The organism is Pseudomonas cerasi, from assembly GCF_027983475.1.
Taxonomy (GTDB): Bacteria; Pseudomonadota; Gammaproteobacteria; order Pseudomonadales; family Pseudomonadaceae; genus Aquipseudomonas; species Aquipseudomonas cerasi.
In genome coordinates this window covers 1,086,870-1,103,739 of the sequence record NZ_JAQJVM010000002.1, presented here as the reverse complement: position 1 = coordinate 1,103,739, position 16,870 = coordinate 1,086,870, and the positions used below count along the sequence as shown (strand labels likewise).

Genomic DNA, 16,870 nt, shown 5'->3' with positions numbered 1-16,870 from the left:
GCTTTCCCTTACTCGATGACTTTCGGAACCAGATAGAGGCCGTCTTGGACCGCTGGTGCGATGGCTTGGTAAGTGTCACGACGATTTCGCTCGGTGACGGCGTCTTCGCGCAGGCGCTGGGTGGCTTCCAGCGGGTGAGCCAGCGGCTCGATGCCAGTGGTGTCGACTGCTTGCATCTGATCGACCAGCCCAAGAATGCTGTTAAGTGCTTCGGTGGTACGCGGGATATCGGCGTCATTGAGACCCAGTCGGGCCAGATGAGCGATCTTTTCCACGTCGGAGCGTTCAAGCGCCATGGGGTATCTCCAGTGGAATGCTTATGGATTTGCTTTGTTGCCAATTGCGGAACACTATCGCGTTATTACTGTCTCAAGCCGCTAACGTCGAGGGTGGTGTTCGGAAAACCGCCAATTTAGCATATTGGCTCCTTGCCCAAAATCCCTGTCGTTGTTAGAGTTTGCCGCACTTTTTTTACCACGCGTTCCCTAGGGTCCCTTTCCCATGTTCAAGAAACTGCGTGGCATGTTTTCCAGTGATCTATCCATCGACCTGGGCACTGCCAACACCCTTATTTACGTGCGTGAGCGCGGTATCGTTCTGAATGAACCCTCTGTCGTTGCCATTCGTACTCACGGCAACCAGAAGAGTGTCGTGGCCGTCGGTACCGAAGCCAAGCGCATGCTGGGCCGTACTCCAGGCAACATCGCAGCCATTCGTCCAATGAAAGACGGCGTTATCGCCGACTTCAGCGTCTGCGAAAAAATGTTGCAGTACTTCATCAACAAGGTTCATGAAAACAGCTTTCTGCAGCCCAGCCCTCGTGTGCTGATCTGCGTTCCGTGCAAATCCACCCAGGTTGAGCGTCGCGCGATTCGCGAGTCGGCCCTGGGTGCAGGCGCACGCGAAGTCTTCCTGATCGAAGAGCCGATGGCCGCAGCAATCGGTGCCGGTCTGCCGGTGGAAGAAGCTCGCGGCTCGATGGTTGTCGACATCGGCGGCGGCACCACCGAAATCGCCCTGATCTCCCTGAACGGTGTGGTGTATGCCGAATCCGTACGGGTTGGCGGTGACCGTTTCGACGAAGCGATCATCACCTATGTGCGCCGCAACTACGGCAGCCTGATCGGCGAATCCACTGCCGAGCGCATCAAGCAGGAAATCGGTACTGCCTATCCGGGCGGTGAAGTGCGCGAAGTCGACGTCCGTGGCCGTAACCTGGCTGAAGGCGTTCCGCGTGCGTTCACGCTGAACTCCAACGAAGTACTCGAAGCACTGCAGGAGTCGCTGGCGACCATCGTTCAGGCGGTCAAGAGCGCTCTGGAGCAATCGCCTCCGGAACTGGCCTCGGACATCGCCGAGCGTGGTCTGGTCCTGACCGGTGGCGGTGCGCTGCTGCGTGATCTGGACAAGTTGCTGGCGCAGGAAACCGGTCTGCCGGTCATCGTTGCCGAAGATCCGCTGACCTGTGTAGCGCGTGGCGGTGGCCGTGCGCTGGAAATGATGGATAAGCACACCATGGATCTGCTCTCCAGCGAATAATTCGCCGGGGTGCCTTTCACGGAGTCTTTTGTATGCAGGTAGCGGATATGCTACCTGTATGCTTCAGGCTGACGCCGAAACAGGGTGCCTATCTCTTTCATTTGTCCGGGCCGGTTACATACCGCATGAATAATTGCCAATCGAAGTTCGATCCAACGATCGCATGCCCCGGAGGAGCGGCCCATTAAACCGCTTTTCTCAAAAGGCCCTTCGCTGGGCGTACGTCTGCTGGTGCTCGCCGTTCTGTCGGTTGCGTTGATGGTTGTCGACGCCCGCTTTACGATCCTCAAGCCCGTGCGCAGCCAGATGTCGATGGTGCTCATGCAGTCCTACTGGATCGTCGACCTGCCACAGCGTCTGTATCAAGGCGTCGCCAGTCAGTTCGGCAGCCGCACAGAGCTGATCGCCGAAAACGAAAAACTCAAGACCGAAGCCCTGCTCCTGCAAGGTCGCCTGCAAAAGCTGGCGGCACTGACCGAGCAGAACGTCCGGCTGCGTGAGTTGCTGAACTCCTCGGCGCTGGTCAACGAAAAGGTCGAGGTCGCCGAGCTGATCGGCATGGACCCGAACCCCTTCACCCATCGCATCATCATCAACAAGGGCGAGCGCGACGGCGTGGTGCTCGGTCAGCCTGTGCTCGATGCACGCGGCCTGATGGGGCAGGTGGTCGAGTTGATGCCCTATACCTCACGCGTCTTGTTGCTGACCGACACCACCCACAGCATCCCGGTGCAGGTCAACCGCAACGGTCTGCGTGCCATCGCCAGCGGCACCGGTAATCCGGAACGTCTGGAGCTTCGGCATGTGGCGGACACCGCAGACATCAAGGAAGGCGACCTGCTGGTTAGCTCGGGCCTTGGCCAGCGATTCCCGGCCGGCTACCCGGTGGCAACGGTCAAGGAAGTGATTCACGACTCCGGCCAGCCGTTCGCGATCGTTCGGGCAGTGCCCACCGCTGCGTTGAATCGCAGTCGCTATCTGTTGCTGGTGTTCTCTGACGGCCGCTCGCCGGAAGAACGCGCTGCCGATGCGGCGCAAGCGCAGGAATCCCTCGACAAGGGCATCGAGCCTTCCGTGATGGCGACGTTGCCTCCGCCGACACCCGCCTTCCCGATGTGGCCACAGGCAGTCGTTCCGGTCTTTCCGGGCAGTACGCTGACGCACAAGCCGGCGGCGCAATCGACAACCCCTGCACCGGCGGCAACGCCTGCGACACCGGCAAGACCTGCCTCCCGGCCTGCGGCGTCACAGCCGCCTGCCTCAAGACCTTCCACCGCTCGGGAGCCTATCGATGGTTAGTCATGTTTCCGGGCGCAATGGCTGGGTGGTCTGGCTGACGTTTGCGATCGGTCTGTTGCTGAGCGTTTCGCCGCTGCCGCAATTCATGGAAATTTTCCGCCCGCTATGGCTGGCCCTGCTGCTGACCTTCTGGGTTCTGGCGCTGCCGCATAAATACGGCATGACCACCGCGTGGATACTGGGCCTGATGGAGGATGTGCTGTACGGCACACTGCTCGGCCAGAATGCCCTGATCCTAAGCCTGATTACCTTTCTGGTGATGTCCCTGCAGCAGCGCCTGCGCATGTTTCCCATGTGGCAACAGTGCCTGGTGCTGTTGGTGGTATTCGGTCTGGCGCAGCTTGCGCAACTCTGGCTGAGCGCATTGACCGGCAACCGTCAGCCTACGCTGGCGCTGGTGCTGCCCGCGTTGGTCAGCGCTCTGTTGTGGCCCTGGATCAGTTATGGCCTGCGTGGATTGCGCAAACGTTTGAAAATCAATTAAGCGCAAGGTGAGCGCGACGCCCCGCTGCGTCCCTCGCGCTCACCCGCACAGACACGGAGATGTCCTTATGCCCTCGCTTTATCTGGCTTCTGGCTCGCCGCGCCGCCGCGAACTTCTGACTCAGATCGGTGTGCCGTTTACCGTACTGAGCGCTCAGATCGACGAAACCCCCTTCGACCATGAAACCCCCGCTGCCTATGTCGAGCGTCTTGCGCTGGGCAAGGCTCAGGCCGGGCTGTCCGTGCTGCCAGCCGAACAACAGGCCTGCGTGATGGGGGCCGACACGGCGGTGGTGCTCGATGGACGCATTCTCGGCAAGCCGGTCGATGAGGCAGATGCCTTGGCGATGTTGATGGCCCTGTCCGGGCGCGAGCATGACGTGCTGACGGCTGTCGCGCTCAGTGATCGGCAACGCAGCGAAACCCGTATTGTTACCAGTCGTGTGCGCTTTCGCCCGATTCAAACCCATGAAGCCCAGGCCTACTGGACCAGTGGCGAGCCCGCCGACAAGGCCGGCGGCTATGCCATCCAGGGGTTGGCAGCGATTTTCGTCGAGGGTCTGCAAGGCAGCTATTCTGGGGTGGTGGGGCTGCCCCTGTGCGAAACAGCAGAACTGCTCGGCCATTTCGGCATACCCTGCTGGCAATGCCTGGAAGGTGACAAGTCATGAGTGAAGAGATTCTGATCAACATCACGCCGATGGAATCGCGCGTGGCAGTGGTGGAAAACGGGGTTCTGCAAGAGGTGCACGTCGAGCGCACCCAGCGTCGCGGCATTGTCGGCAATATCTACAAAGGCAAGGTTGTGCGGGTGCTTCCCGGCATGCAGGCGGCGTTCATCGACATTGGTCTGGACCGCGCGGCGTTCATTCATGCGTCGGAAATCTCCATGCGGGAAGGGCCAGCGGTCGAGAGCATTGCGTCGCTGGTACATGATGGCCAGAGCCTTGTCGTGCAAGTCACCAAAGACCCGATCGGCAGCAAGGGCGCACGGCTGACCACGCAACTCTCCATTCCGTCACGTTATCTGGTGTACATGCCGCGCACTGCGCATGTGGGCATCTCGCTGAAAATCGAGGACGAAGCCGAGCGCGAACGACTCAAGAAAGTGGTCAGCGATTGTGTTGCCCAGGAAGGTATCAAGGAAGCCGGAGGTTTCATTCTGCGCACCGCTGCGGAAGGCGCCGGTGCCGACGAAATCCTCATGGACATCCGCTATCTGCGCAGGCTCTGGGATCAGATCGGCGAGCAGATCAAGACCGTCAGTCCCCCCACGGTGATTTACGAAGACCTGGGCCTGGCGCTGCGCACCTTGCGCGATCTGGTCAGCCCGCGCATCGAGAAGATCCGTATCGACTCGCGGGAGACCTTTCAGAAAACCACCCAGTTCGTGGCCGAGCTGATGCCGGAAATTGCCGACAGGCTCGAGCATTATCCGGGCGAGCGGCCGATCTTCGACCTTTATGGGGTCGAGGACGAAATCCAGAAGGCCCTCGAGCGCAAGGTGCCGCTCAAGTCGGGTGGCTATCTGGTAATCGACCCGGCCGAAGCGATGAGCACCATCGACGTCAATACCGGCGCGTTCGTGGGGCATCGCAACCTCGAAGAAACCATCTTCAAGACCAATCTGGAAGCCGCCACGGCCATCGCCCGGCAGCTGCGCCTGCGCAATCTGGGCGGCATCATCATCATCGATTTCATCGACATGGAAGACGGTGAGCATCAGCGTCAGGTGCTGCGCACGCTGGAGAAACAACTGGAACGCGATCACGCCAAGACCAACATCATCGGTATCACCGAGCTGGGTCTGGTGCAGATGACGCGCAAGCGCACCCGCGAAAGCCTCGAGCAGGTGCTGTGCGAACCGTGTCATTGCTGCGCAGGGCGGGGCAAGCTGAAGACCCCCGAGACCATCTGTTACGAAATCTTCCGGGAAATCCTGCGCGAGGCCAGGGCCTATCAGGCAGTGGGCTATCGCGTTCTGGCCAATCAGCGCGTGGTGGATCGCCTGCTCGACGAAGAGTCCGGCAACGTGGCTGAGCTGGAGAGCTTTATTGGCCGCACTATCCGTTTTCAGGTAGAAACCATGTACTCGCAGGAACAATACGACGTGGTGCTGCTCTGAGGGTGCTGATCGTTTGAAATATATGAAAAGTGCCCTACGGGTTTCTGGCAGGTATGCCGTTTTATCGAGAATGATGCGTGGCGAATGAGCAAAACCTGTACCTGACCGCACCTGCACCTCCGAGCCGGAATCCGTTCGCCGATTCCGCTCCTCGCACCTCGCAGTGGAGGGCCTCCTGAGATGGGACGTCTTCCTCGCCTTGTCGCAACCCTGACCCGCTGGGGTCTGAGCCTGTGCGCACTGATGCTGGTGCTTGCGGCGCTGTACGTGAGTCTCGGCCGTCAATTGACGCCGCTGGTTGCCGAATACCGTGTTGATGTGGAAACCCGTGCCAGCAGCGCGTTGGGTATACCGTTGAGCATCGGCAGCCTGGAAGGCAGCTGGAGCCGCTTTGCTCCGGTGTTGCTGGCCAACGATGTGATGGTCGGCGAGGGCACCAGTGCCCTGCGTCTGGATCGTGTAAGGGTTGTTCCCGACCTTTGGGAAAGCCTGCTGGCGCGTGACGTGCGCATCGCTCATCTTGAAGTGGACGGCCTGCAGTTCAGTCTCAGGCAGGACAAGGACGGCGCATGGTCGGTTCAGGGCTTGCCGGTGCACAACGACAGCCCCTTCGACCCCGAGCAGGTGCTCAGGCAGATGCAGATGGTCGCGCATTTGTCGCTGCTCGACAGCCAGGTCACGGTGCAACCGTTTGACGCCGCGCCGCTGACCCTCACCTATGTAAACCTCAGCCTGGACACCGGCAGCTATGCCCAGCGACTTGACGCACGCCTGACCCTGCCGGATGGTCAGCCGGTCGCGCTCAACGTGCGTTCGCGCATTCAGGCCAGTCAGTGGAAGGACGGCGAGGCCGATGTCTACGCCAGCCTGCCGCAAAGCGACTGGGCCAAGTGGCTGCCGAAAAGTCTCACGCGCGAATGGACACTGTCGAAGCTGCAGGCCGGGGGCGAGGTCTGGTTGAATTGGGGCAAGGGCACCGTGCAAAGCGCGACGACGCGCCTCAATGCACCGCAGGTCAAAGGCGTTTATGCCGGTCGCAAACCGGCGACGATCGATAACCTTGCGCTGAACGCATGGTTTGCACGGACTGAAACAGGTTTCGACCTGAACCTCGATTCACTGGCGATGAGCCTTGGCGACACGCGTTGGGAAAGCCGTGTGCAACTGACGCAAACCGCCGCGACGCCCGACAGCGAAGAGCTCTGGCACGTACAGGCTGATCGTCTGGACCTGACTCCCGTCACGCCGCTGATCGACTCCCTCGCGCCCCTGCCTGACAAGGCCATGGCAGTGGTCGACGGCCTCAAGGTGACAGGCGGGCTGCATAACGTGCTGCTCGACTACCGGCCGCAGGCAGTGGGCGACAAGCGCCTGAGCTTTGCGGCCAATCTGGACAAGGTGGGTTTCAACGCCTATCGCGGGGCCCCGGCGGCCGGAAATGTCACCGGTGCCATCAGCGGGGATCTGGGCCAGGGCGAGCTGCGCCTCGACACCGATGATTTCATGCTGCACCTGGACCCGATCTTCGCCAAACCCTGGCGTTACCAGAAGGCCAATGCCCGTCTGACCTGGAAACTGGATGATCAGGCGTTCACGCTGATCGCCCCGTATATCAAGGTGCTTGGCGACGAAGGCAAGATTGCGGCGGACTTTCTGATCAAGATTCATCTCAGTCATGATCAGGAAGATTACATGGACCTGCGGGTCGGCATGGTTGACGGCGATGGCCGTTACACCAGCAAGTACCTGCCGACAGCGCTCAGTCCGGAGCTCGATCACTGGTTGCGCACCGCGGTGGTAAGTGGCGCGGTCAAGCAGGGGTTCTTCCAGTATCAAGGGTCGCTGAACAAGAATTCGCCCGATACGGCGCGTGTCATCAGCCTGTTCTTCGATGTCAGTAACGCAACGCTGGCGTTCCAGCCGGGCTGGCCGTCGCTGACCGGAGTGGATGGCAAGGTCTACGTCGAAAACAGCGGCGTACGTGTCAAGGCAAGCAAAGGCCAGTTGCTCGATACCAAGGTCAGCAACGTGCTGGTCAATATTCCTCATGTGCCGTCAGGTCAGGACAGTCACCTGCTGGTGGACGGTAATTTCTCCGGAAACCTGATCGACGGCCTGAAGATTCTCCAGCAGGCGCCCATTGGCACGGGCAGCACATTTGCCGGATGGCAGGGCGAAGGTCCGCTGGACGGCAAACTGAAGCTGGATATCCCGCTGGCCAAGGGCGTCGAGCCAAAGGTCGTGGTGGATTTCAGCACCGACAATGCGCGTCTGAAACTGGCTGACCCGGTGCTGGAGCTGACTCGCCTGAAGGGCGATTTCCGTTTCGACAGCGCCAGTGGCCTGAGTGGCAAAGGCATCAAGGCCCAGGCATTCGATCGTCCTGTGACCGCAGAAATCGCCGCCGAGGGCAGGCCAGGCGACAACGTGACACGCATTGTGGCGAACGGGCAAATCACCGTGAAGCGGCTGACCGACTGGCTTAACGTGACCCAGCCGCTGCCGGTCTCCGGTGACCTGCCGTATCAGTTGCAGTTGATTCTGGACAGCAAGGACAGCCCGCTGGTAATCAACTCCACGCTCAAGGGCGTGGCGATCGATTTGCCCGCACCATTTGGCAAAACCGCCGAACAGGAGCGTCCCAGCGAGTTCCGCATGACTCTGCAAGGCGCGGAGCGCAGGCTCGGCGCGGCGTATAACGATCAGGCCAACTTTGCTTTCGCTGCACCGAATGGCAAGTTTGCCGAAGGTCGAGGCGAACTCTATCTGGGGCGCGGCGGGGCGATCGTGCCAGACGCCAAAGGCTTGCGGATCCGTGGCGAGTTGTCCGAGCTGGATATAGCGCCCTGGCAGGAACTGGCCGCGCGTTACACCGGGAATGATCCGGGCGGCAACGCGAAGCAACTGCTTAACAGCGTTGACCTGCAGATCGGCAAGCTGACCGCGATGGGCACCACACTCAATGACGTGCGTGTTCAATTGCAGCGCAACGCGGCAGCCTGGGCCCTGTCGCTGGACAGCGCGCTGGCCAAGGGCACGGCAACGCTGCCCGACGCCAAGTCTGCCCCGATCGGCATCAACATGCTCTACGTTCGACTGCCTGCATCCGATCCGACAGCGACCGTGGTGGAAAACGCACCTGACCCTCTGGCGGATATCGACCCGCACAATATCCCTGCGCTGGACGTGAAGATCTCCCAACTGTTTCAGGGCGATCAGTTGCTGGGGGCCTGGGCGTTGAAATCCCGGCCGACGCCTGCCGGCATGCGCATGTCGGATATGAGCCTGGGGCTCAAAGGCATCCTGCTGGAGGGTGACGCTACCTGGGAGGGCACGCCCGGGTCCAGCAGCAGTTCGTTCAAAGGCCGCCTGGCGGGCAAGAACCTGGCGGATGTGCTCAAGGCGTGGAACTTCGCACCCACCGTCACCAGTGAACGCTTCGAGATGAACGTGGACGGACGCTGGCCGGGTTCGCCTGCCTGGGTCGGTCTGAAGCGCTATTCCGGCAGTCTGGATGCCACGCTCAACAGAGGCCAGTTTGTCGAAGTCGAGGGCGGTGCTCAGGCGTTGCGGGTATTCGGGCTTTTGAACTTCAACTCCATCGGCCGGCGTCTGCGCCTGGACTTCTCCGACCTGCTGGGCAAAGGCCTGAGCTACGACCGGGTCAAAGGGCTGCTGGTCGCCAGCGACGGTGTCTATGTGACGCGCAACCCGATTACCCTGACCGGGCCTTCGAGTAATCTGGAGCTCAACGGTACCCTGGACATGGTTCGTGATCGCGTCGATGCGAAGCTGCTGGTGACCTTGCCGGTCACCAACAACCTGCCTATCGCTGCGTTGATTGTCGGCGCACCCGCCATTGGCGGGGCGCTGTTTCTGGTCGACAAGCTGCTGGGCGACCGGGTTGCGCGTTTCGCCAGCGTTCAATACAAGGTCGAAGGGCCTTGGAAAGAGCCGAAGATCACGTTCGACAAGCCATTTGAAAAGCCCCAATAGCGTCTCATGGAGTACAGTGGTGGCCATGTCATTCAGGAGCGGGTTGCCATGTCCTTCGCGGTGATTCAGATGGTCAGCCAAAGCGATGTCCTGGCTAATCTGGGCAGTGCTCGGCGTTTGCTGGAACAGGCGGCTGAAGGTGGCGCGCGGTTGGCGGTACTGCCCGAAAACTTCGTCGCGATGGGGCGCCGTGACGTTGCCGATATCGGTCGTGCCGAGGCCCAGGGGCACGGACCGATCCTGCCATGGTTGAAACTGGCCGCTCGCGACCTCAAGTTATGGATTGTTGCCGGAACCTTGCCACTGCCGCCGGATGATCGGCCGGATGGCAAGGTGACGGCGTGTTCGCTGTTGATCGACGAGCACGGTGAGCAGGTGGCCCGTTATGACAAACTGCATCTGTTCGATGTAGATGTCGCTGACAACAGTGGCCGCTATCGTGAATCGGATGACTATGCTCATGGGAGCAGTGTGGTGGTAGCCGATACGCCCGTGGGGCGTCTGGGGCTGACCGTTTGCTACGACCTGCGCTTTCCCGAGCTGTACACCGCGCTGCGTGAAGCCGGTGCTGAACTGATTACCGCGCCGTCAGCGTTCACTGCGGTAACGGGGGCTGCGCACTGGGACATTCTGATCCGCGCGCGTGCCATCGAGACCCAGTGTTACGTACTGGCGGCGGCACAGGGCGGGGTCCATCCGGGGCCTCGCGAGACTTACGGACACGCGGCCATCGTTGATCCATGGGGCCGCGTACTGGCCGAGCAGGCACAGGGTGAAGCGGTGCTGCTGGCCACACGAGACAGTCAAGAACAGGCGTCCATACGGGCGCGGATGCCGGTGTCCAGTCACCGGCGCTTTTTTTCGCAGGACGCCATGCGGCCTGCTTCGGAGTGAATATGAGTGATCTGTCCTCAGTCAGCGAACACCTTCTGGCACCCGGTGGCCTGAACCTCGACAGCCTGCAGTCCGTGTTGGGCGATCTGGCCGGGCCAGGAATCGACGCGGCCGATCTGTATTTTCAGGGCATGATCTCCGAGTCCTGGTCGCTCGAAGACGGGATCGTCAAGGAAGGCAGTTTCAATCTCGATCAAGGCGTGGGCGTGCGTGCCCAGTCGGGTGAGAAAACCGGCTTTGCGTACAGCAACGCGATCACCGCCGAGGCACTGCGCACCGCCGCGCAGGCCGCGCGTTCCATCTCCCGCGCTGGCCAGAATGGTCGCGTGCAGGCTTTCACCTCGCAGGACGTGGCGCAGTTGTACGCCCCGGATAACCCGCTGGAAGTGTTGAGCCGCGCCGAGAAGGTCGAGTTGCTCAAGCGCATCGACGTTGCGACGCGTGCGCTGGACTCGCGTATCCAGCAGGTTTCGGTGAGCATGGCCGGCGTCTGGGAGCGCATTCTGGTGGCCGCCGCGGATGGCAGCCTTGCCGCCGATGTGCGCCCGCTGGTGCGCTTCAATGTCAGTGTCATCGTCGAGCAGAATGGCCGTCGCGAGCGGGGCGGGCATGGCGGCGGCGGGCGTACCGACTACCGTTATTTCCTGACCGACGATCGCGCCATGGGCTATGCCCGTGAGGCCCTGCGTCAGGCGCTGGTCAACCTGGAAGCGATTCCCGCCCCGGCAGGCACCTTGCCGGTAGTACTTGGCTCTGGCTGGTCTGGCGTGCTGCTGCACGAAGCAGTGGGTCACGGCCTTGAGGGCGACTTCAACCGCAAGGGCAGTTCGGCCTACAGCGGGCGCATGGGCGAGATGGTTGCGTCGAAACTCTGCACCATCGTCGACGACGGCACCCTGGCGGGGCGTCGTGGCTCGCTGAGTGTCGATGACGAGGGCACACCGACCGAATGCACCACGCTGATCGAGAATGGCGTGCTCAAGGGCTACATGCAGGACAAGCTCAATGCGCGCCTGATGGGCGTGGCACGTACCGGCAACGGCCGTCGCGAGTCCTATGCCCACCTGCCGATGCCGCGCATGACCAACACCTACATGCTGGGCGGGCAGAGCGATCCGCAGGAAATCATCGCCTCAGTGAAGCGCGGCATCTACTGCGCCAACCTGGGCGGTGGCCAGGTGGATATCACCAGCGGCAAGTTCGTGTTTTCAACCAGTGAGGCCTATCTGATCGAAGACGGCAAGATCACCGCGCCGGTCAAAGGCGCGACCTTGATCGGTAACGGGCCGGAAGCCATGAGCAGGGTGTCGATGGTGGGTAACGATCTGTCGCTGGACAGCGGCGTCGGTACGTGCGGGAAAGATGGCCAGTCGCTGCCGGTCGGTGTGGGTCAGCCTACGCTGAAAATCGACGCGATCACCGTGGGTGGCACCGGTAGCTGAATGTGAGTCGGGGCCGGCTGCCTCTGCTGCCGGCCCCGAGGGCGAAATCAACGCAGACCGCGTTGAAGTTCGTCCAGCTCACGGATGTATTTGAAGATTTTGCGGCTGGTGGCCGGCGGTTTGTTGCGTGCAACTTCGTGTTGCGCCTGACGGATCAGCGAACGCAGCTGCTGACGGTCGGCATCGGGGTATTCGACAACGAATTTCTCGAGGTCGGCGTCATCGCCCGCAATCAGGCGATCACGCCAGCGCTCCAGATTGTGGAAACGTTCATTGTATTGGCGAGTGGAGGCATCGAGTTGGTCCAGCAACACCAGAATGGCTTCCTGGTCCTGATCGCGCATCAGCTTGCCGATGAACAGAATATGCCGCTTTCGCGCGATGTTCGCCGTGTGCTTGGGCGCTTCGGCCAGGGCCTTGCGCAAAGCGTCGGTCAGCGGCAGCTTGGCCAGCACATCGGCTTTGAGTGTTGTCAGTCGCTCGCCGAGGTCGACCAGAGCATGCAGCTCTCGTTTGACCTGGGTTTTGCTTTTCTCCCCGTCGAGGGAGTCGTCGTAAGAATCAACCATGGGGGCAGTCCGCAAAGAAACGCCGCCATGATAACCAGTCGTGGGCCGCTTGTCCGGCCCGGTCGGTATTCGGCCTGTGCTGAAAGAAGAATTTGATGGAGAAAGTCATGAGTGCAACCCAAAGCGTCGGCCCACAAGCCTTGCCCGAACTGCAGGAACAGGTCGAGCAGATCATCGCCGAAGCCCGGCGTCAGGGTGCCAGCGCCTGCGAAGTCGCGGTGTCGGTGGACCAGGGGCTGTCGACATCGGTCCGTCAGCGTGAAGTCGAAACCGTCGAGTTCAACCGCGATCAGGGCTTTGGTATCACCCTGTATGTCGGGCAGCGCAAGGGCTCGGCCAGCACGTCGGCAACCGGCGCCGATGCGATTCGTGAAACGGTCGCCGCTGCACTGGCGATTGCCGAGCACACCTCCGAAGATGAAAGCTCCGGGCTGGCCGACGCTGCGCTGATGGCCAAAGAGGTCATGGATTTTGACCTTTATCACACCTGGGACATCACGCCCGAGCAGGCCATCGAGAAAGCGCTGATCTGCGAAGCGGCGGCCTTCGATGCCGACAGCCGCATCAAGAACGCCGATGGCACTACGCTCAATACCCATCAGGGCTGCCGCGTGTATGGCAACAGCAATGGCTTCATCGGTGGCTATGCCTCAACGCGTCACAGCCTCAGCTGTGTGATGATTGCCGAGGGTGAAGGCCAGATGCAGCGCGATTACTGGTATGACGTCAACCGCCAGGGCGAGCTGCTGGCCGATGCGCAGAGCATTGGCCGCAAGGCCGCGTTGCGTGCGGCAAGCCGTCTGGGTGCGCGTCCGGTGCCGACCTGTGAAGTGCCAGTGCTGTTTGCTGCGGAACTGGCGGGCGGCCTCTTCGGCAGCTTTCTCGGCGCCATTTCCGGTGGCACGCTGTACCGCAAATCGTCGTTCCTCGAAGGCGCGCTGGGTCAGCGCCTGTTCCCTGAGTGGATGACCATCGATGAGCGCCCGCACCTGAAGCATGCGATGGGCAGTTCGGCGTTCGACAGCGACGGTCTGGCGACCTTCGCCAAGCCATTCGTGGCAGGTGGGGATCTGGTTTCCTATGTGCTGAGCACGTATTCCGGCCGCAAGCTGGGCATGCCGAGCACCGCCAACGCGGGCGGTGTACATAACCTGTTCGTCACCCATGGTTCGGACGACCAGGCTGCGCTGATTCGGCGCATGGGGCGCGGCTTGCTGGTCACCGAGCTGATGGGCAGCGGTTTGAACATGGTCTCCGGCGACTATTCGCGTGGCGCGGCAGGCTTCTGGGTCGAGAATGGCGAGATTCAGTTCCCGGTTCAGGAAGTGACCATCGCCGGCAACATGCGCGACATGTTCAAGCAGATCGTCGCCGTTGGCAGCGATCTTGAGCTGCGCAGCAACATCCGCACCGGCTCGGTACTGATCGAGCGAATGACCGTAGCGGGTAGCTGACAGGCCCCCGATTCCGGCTATCGTGCCCATAAATGCAGAGCGTGGGCACGATAGTTGTGATCATCGTTCCCTACGCTCCAGCGTGGGAATGCAGTTCACGACGCTCTGCGTCGTCAAAAGGACGCAGAGCGTGGTGATCGTTCCCTACGCTCCAGCGTGGGAATGCAGTTCACGACGCTCTGCGTCGTCAAGAGGACGCAGAGCGTCCGGAACGGCATGCGACGCGGAGCGCCGCACGATAGTTGAGGTTATCGTTCCCTACGCTCCAGCGTGGGAATGCATTTCGTGACGCTCTGCGTCACCCATCCGCTTGCGGCTTTGACCGCCAATAACCTCCCTCCGAACCCGCGTTTTACGTTTCCCTCAAAGCATGTTCACGCTCACCGGCGCAAGGCGGTGAAACGATCGGGCTTGTGTTGATTCTCTATCTCATTTAATAATGAATATCATTTATAAAATGAACTGCGATCACGGGGTCTGCTTTGAACGAGTTGTCTTCGCTGGAAACCAGCGTGGCTTGAGTCTGCGGATTCGTTGTGCGCTTTAAACCGACGAGCCTCTGCTGATCGAGCATTACCTCGTCAAGAGGCGTTCCTGACGCGGTTGACCGCCACGCCCTGGCCCATGGTCGCTGCCTAGCCAACGTTCCTGGAGGTATGTCATGCAGCATTGGAAACGCACCATCGAGCAGGCCAATCGCTGTTTCAATCTCGGCGAGTGGGTCGAGGCCCGCGAGTTGTACCTTCAGGCGCTGGCGTTGGCGCAAGTCCTGTTCGAACGCTGGGCGGATGCCGACGAAGCGGTCGCGGCCTGTGTGATTTCTCACCATAACCTGGCGGATCTGCACCTGAGTCTGGGCCAGCCGGAGGAGAGCGCCGAGTACCTGTGTGCCATCCACCAGCACCTGTTGCGGACCCTACAGGATCAGCGCCTCCCGCCCGCCCTGCGCGAGGCGGCCTTGCGTCATAGCAGCAAAACCTACGCCGAGCTGCTGAGTTTCATCAGCGAACATGGCGAATACCCGCGCACCCATCGGTTGCTGAACAGCAGCGGTGAGCATACGCGCTCAGCGCTGCAACGCCATTCGGGAGCCCCTTCCGGACTTTTCTACGGAGCACACTGACATGCCATACACCTTGCCCGCACTGCCTTACGCATACGATGCCCTTGAACCGCATATCGATGCGCAAACCATGGAAATCCACTACACCAAGCATCACCAGACGTACATCAACAATCTCAATGCAGCGGTGGAAGGCACGGAGTTTGCGGACTGGTCTGTCGAGAAACTCGTCGCCAGTGTCCAGCAATTGCCTGAAAACCTGCGTCCAGCGGTGATCAATCAGGGTGGCGGCCATGCCAATCATTCGTTGTTCTGGGAAGTCATGGTGCCGGGCGGGGGAGGCTTGCCCACAGGCGCTGTCGCGTTGGCGATTGACGAACAACTGGGCGGCTACGAAAGCTTCAAGGAGGCGTTCACCAAGGCCGCGTTGACCCGATTCGGCAGTGGCTGGGCATGGCTGAGCGTCACGCCTGACAAGAAGCTGGTGGTGGAAAGCAGCGGTAATCAGGACAGCCCGCTGATGAACGGCAACACGCCGATTCTAGGGCTGGACGTGTGGGAGCACGCTTACTACCTGCGCTATCAGAACCGTCGTCCCGAATACATCAACGCGTTCTACAACGTGATCAACTGGGATGAGGTGTCCCGCCGTTATCAGGCCGCCCTGGCCTGAGCCTGGCAACCGGACCCAAGGCAGCCCATGCGCTTCGGATTCCTTACGCTCAGTACTGCGCGGTTATTTCGGCTGGTAGTGGGTAGCGTGCTGTTGTTGGCGGGTATGGCGCTACTGGTTGCCCATGGGCTGAGCTGGATGCACTTGCAAGGCTGGTGGTGACGTATACCGCGTTTGTCCGAGGGCTTATTCGCCCTCATCAAACCGGTTGTTGATCAGCTCGACCAGGCCATCGAGCGCTTCCTGTTCGAATTCGCCTTCAGTGTGCAGGTGGATCTCGGTGCCCTTGCCGGCAGCCAGCATCATCACGGCCATGATGCTTTTGCCGTCAACCATGCTCTCCGGAGTGCGGCCGACCCTGATCTTGCAGGGGAACTTGCCTGCGACGCCGACGAATTTGGCGGCAGCGCGGGCATGCAGGCCCAGTTTGTTGATGATGGTGATTTGACGAGCGGGCATCGCAGTGAAAATCCTTCAGCTGAGGTCGCGGTGGCGGACCTGAACGTTCTTGAGTGATTGTTGCAAAACCTGACCAAGCCGCTCGGTCAGGTAGACCGAACGGTGGTGTCCGCCGGTGCAGCCGATGGCAATGGTAACGTAGGAACGGTTACTGGCTGCAAACCGGGGTAGCCATTTGTTCAGGTAGGCAAAGATGTCCTGAAACATTTCTTCGACATCAGGCTGCACCGACAGGTAGTCGATAACAGGCTGTTCAAGCCCTGAATGGTCGCGCAGTTCTGGTTTCCAGTAGGGATTGGGCAGGCAGCGCACATCGAATACCAGGTCTGCATCGATGGGCATGCCACGCTTGAAACCAAATGACTCGATCAGAAACGCCGTGCCTGGCTCCGGCTTGTTCAGCAGGCGAAGCTTGAGCGCGTCGCGCAACTGATAGAGGTTCAGGTGGGTGGTGTTGATCTTCAGGTCGGCCAGATCGATGATCGGGCCAAGCAGTGCGGTCTCGTCGCGTATCGCTTCGGCCAGCGAACGATCGGCCGTGCTCAGGGGGTGGCGGCGCCGGGTTTCCGAGAAGCGCTTGAGCAGTGTGGCTTCGTCTGCATCCAGGTAGAGCACGTCGCACTGAATATTGCGCGCGCGGACTTCATTCAGCATCTGCGGAAAACGGGTCAGATGGCTGGGCAGGTTGCGCGCATCTATCGAAACCGCCAGCAGCGGTTCGGCGAGTTCGGTGTTGATCAGCGCGCGTTCCGCCAGCTCCGGCAACAGACCTGCCGGCAGGTTATCGACACAGTAAAAACCGTTGTCTTCCAGCACATCGAGCGCCGTACTCTTGCCTGAGCCGGAGCGACCGCTGACGATGATCATGCGCATG

At 60.8% G+C, this 16,870-nt stretch carries 16 protein-coding genes; 12 read left to right on the top strand and 4 right to left on the bottom strand.

The features are described from left to right. Positions 1–8: 8 nt before the first annotated feature. Positions 9–296: an Asp-tRNA(Asn)/Glu-tRNA(Gln) amidotransferase subunit GatC gene (gene gatC / locus PI739_RS14065; protein ID WP_002555109.1), complete on the bottom strand. Its 288-nt coding sequence runs from the start codon at positions 294–296 to the stop codon at positions 9–11. Between the two features lie 205 nt (positions 297–501). Here gatC and mreB point away from each other — a divergent pair, with 205 nt between their 5' ends. From mreB to tldD, 8 genes are all read left to right on the top strand, one after another. Continuing rightward, positions 502–1,539, top strand: a complete 1,038-nt coding sequence (gene mreB, locus PI739_RS14060; protein ID WP_002555108.1) for a rod shape-determining protein MreB — start codon at positions 502–504, stop codon at positions 1,537–1,539. Between the two features lie 231 nt (positions 1,540–1,770). Beyond that, on the top strand, positions 1,771–2,838 hold the full coding sequence (mreC, locus tag PI739_RS14055) for a rod shape-determining protein MreC (RefSeq protein WP_024663093.1): 1,068 nt from the start codon (positions 1,771–1,773) through the stop codon (positions 2,836–2,838). Continuing rightward, entirely contained in the window at positions 2,831–3,322 is a 492-nt protein-coding gene (gene mreD / locus PI739_RS14050) for a rod shape-determining protein MreD (RefSeq protein WP_003364106.1), read from the top strand. The genes mreC and mreD overlap by 8 nt, the downstream gene beginning before the upstream one ends. 67 nt (positions 3,323–3,389) lie before the next feature. Next, the gene (locus PI739_RS14045; RefSeq protein ID WP_044308976.1) at positions 3,390–3,992 is read left to right on the top strand and encodes a Maf family protein; all 603 of its coding nucleotides are present in this window, start codon (positions 3,390–3,392) and stop codon (positions 3,990–3,992) included. Then, entirely contained in the window at positions 3,989–5,446 is a 1,458-nt protein-coding gene (gene rng, locus PI739_RS14040) for a ribonuclease G (RefSeq protein WP_003364105.1), read from the top strand. Before PI739_RS14045 ends, rng begins: the two co-directional genes overlap by 4 nt. A 180-nt stretch (positions 5,447–5,626) precedes the next feature. Further along, a complete protein-coding gene (locus tag PI739_RS14035; protein WP_054082037.1) occupies positions 5,627–9,442 on the top strand; it encodes a YhdP family protein in 3,816 nt (1,271 codons plus the stop codon). A 48-nt stretch (positions 9,443–9,490) separates the two neighbouring features. Further along, a complete protein-coding gene (locus PI739_RS14030; RefSeq protein ID WP_054082038.1) occupies positions 9,491–10,336 on the top strand; it encodes a carbon-nitrogen hydrolase family protein in 846 nt (281 codons plus the stop codon). 2 nt (positions 10,337–10,338) lie between these two features. Continuing rightward, the gene (gene tldD / locus PI739_RS14025; protein WP_003400228.1) at positions 10,339–11,778 is read left to right on the top strand and encodes a metalloprotease TldD; all 1,440 of its coding nucleotides are present in this window, start codon (positions 10,339–10,341) and stop codon (positions 11,776–11,778) included. A gap of 47 nt (positions 11,779–11,825) precedes the next feature. On the opposite strand, the gene yjgA is transcribed toward tldD, so the two are convergent. Next, on the bottom strand, positions 11,826–12,347 hold the full coding sequence (yjgA, locus tag PI739_RS14020; protein WP_003364101.1) for a ribosome biogenesis factor YjgA: 522 nt from the start codon (positions 12,345–12,347) through the stop codon (positions 11,826–11,828). 107 nt (positions 12,348–12,454) lie between these two features. Between yjgA and pmbA the strand changes: the two genes are divergently transcribed. From pmbA to PI739_RS14000, 4 genes are all read left to right on the top strand, one after another. Continuing rightward, a complete protein-coding gene (gene pmbA / locus PI739_RS14015) occupies positions 12,455–13,801 on the top strand; it encodes a metalloprotease PmbA (RefSeq protein ID WP_271351949.1) in 1,347 nt (448 codons plus the stop codon). Between the two features lie 661 nt (positions 13,802–14,462). Next, positions 14,463–14,924: a DUF2753 family protein gene (locus PI739_RS14010; RefSeq protein ID WP_054082039.1), complete on the top strand. Its 462-nt coding sequence runs from the start codon at positions 14,463–14,465 to the stop codon at positions 14,922–14,924. Position 14,925: 1 nt separating this feature from the next. Continuing rightward, complete coding sequence (locus PI739_RS14005; RefSeq protein ID WP_003364098.1) at positions 14,926–15,537, top strand: superoxide dismutase; 612 nt, start codon at positions 14,926–14,928, stop codon at positions 15,535–15,537. 27 nt (positions 15,538–15,564) lie between these two features. Continuing rightward, positions 15,565–15,699: a hypothetical protein gene (locus tag PI739_RS14000; RefSeq protein WP_255301235.1), complete on the top strand. Its 135-nt coding sequence runs from the start codon at positions 15,565–15,567 to the stop codon at positions 15,697–15,699. Positions 15,700–15,723: 24 nt separating this feature from the next. Here the strand turns inward: PI739_RS14000 and PI739_RS13995 are convergent, their stop codons facing one another. Continuing rightward, entirely contained in the window at positions 15,724–15,996 is a 273-nt protein-coding gene (locus PI739_RS13995; RefSeq protein WP_003364097.1) for an HPr family phosphocarrier protein, read from the bottom strand. A 15-nt stretch (positions 15,997–16,011) separates the two neighbouring features. Beyond that, complete coding sequence (rapZ, locus tag PI739_RS13990) at positions 16,012–16,869, bottom strand: RNase adapter RapZ (protein WP_003364096.1); 858 nt, start codon at positions 16,867–16,869, stop codon at positions 16,012–16,014. Between the last annotated feature and the right edge of the window lies 1 nt (position 16,870).

Excerpts from the sequence above, each read along its gene's own strand:
- gatC (WP_002555109.1), bottom strand. The coding sequence starts at position 296 with ATGGCGCTTGAACGCTCCGACGTGGAAAAGATCGCTCATCTGGCCCGA.
- mreB (WP_002555108.1), top strand. The coding sequence starts at position 502 with ATGTTCAAGAAACTGCGTGGCATGTTTTCCAGTGATCTATCCATCGAC.
- mreD (WP_003364106.1), top strand. The coding sequence starts at position 2,831 with ATGGTTAGTCATGTTTCCGGGCGCAATGGCTGGGTGGTCTGGCTGACG.
- PI739_RS14045 (WP_044308976.1), top strand. The coding sequence starts at position 3,390 with ATGCCCTCGCTTTATCTGGCTTCTGGCTCGCCGCGCCGCCGCGAACTT.
- rng (WP_003364105.1), top strand. The coding sequence starts at position 3,989 with ATGAGTGAAGAGATTCTGATCAACATCACGCCGATGGAATCGCGCGTG.
- PI739_RS14035 (WP_054082037.1), top strand. The coding sequence starts at position 5,627 with ATGGGACGTCTTCCTCGCCTTGTCGCAACCCTGACCCGCTGGGGTCTG.
- PI739_RS14030 (WP_054082038.1), top strand. The coding sequence starts at position 9,491 with ATGTCCTTCGCGGTGATTCAGATGGTCAGCCAAAGCGATGTCCTGGCT.
- tldD (WP_003400228.1), top strand. The coding sequence starts at position 10,339 with ATGAGTGATCTGTCCTCAGTCAGCGAACACCTTCTGGCACCCGGTGGC.
- yjgA (WP_003364101.1), bottom strand. The coding sequence starts at position 12,347 with ATGGTTGATTCTTACGACGACTCCCTCGACGGGGAGAAAAGCAAAACC.
- pmbA (WP_271351949.1), top strand. The coding sequence starts at position 12,455 with ATGAGTGCAACCCAAAGCGTCGGCCCACAAGCCTTGCCCGAACTGCAG.
- PI739_RS14010 (WP_054082039.1), top strand. The coding sequence starts at position 14,463 with ATGCAGCATTGGAAACGCACCATCGAGCAGGCCAATCGCTGTTTCAAT.
- PI739_RS14005 (WP_003364098.1), top strand. The coding sequence starts at position 14,926 with ATGCCATACACCTTGCCCGCACTGCCTTACGCATACGATGCCCTTGAA.
- PI739_RS14000 (WP_255301235.1), top strand. The coding sequence starts at position 15,565 with ATGCGCTTCGGATTCCTTACGCTCAGTACTGCGCGGTTATTTCGGCTG.
- PI739_RS13995 (WP_003364097.1), bottom strand. The coding sequence starts at position 15,996 with ATGCCCGCTCGTCAAATCACCATCATCAACAAACTGGGCCTGCATGCC.
- rapZ (WP_003364096.1), bottom strand. The coding sequence starts at position 16,869 with ATGCGCATGATCATCGTCAGCGGTCGCTCCGGCTCAGGCAAGAGTACG.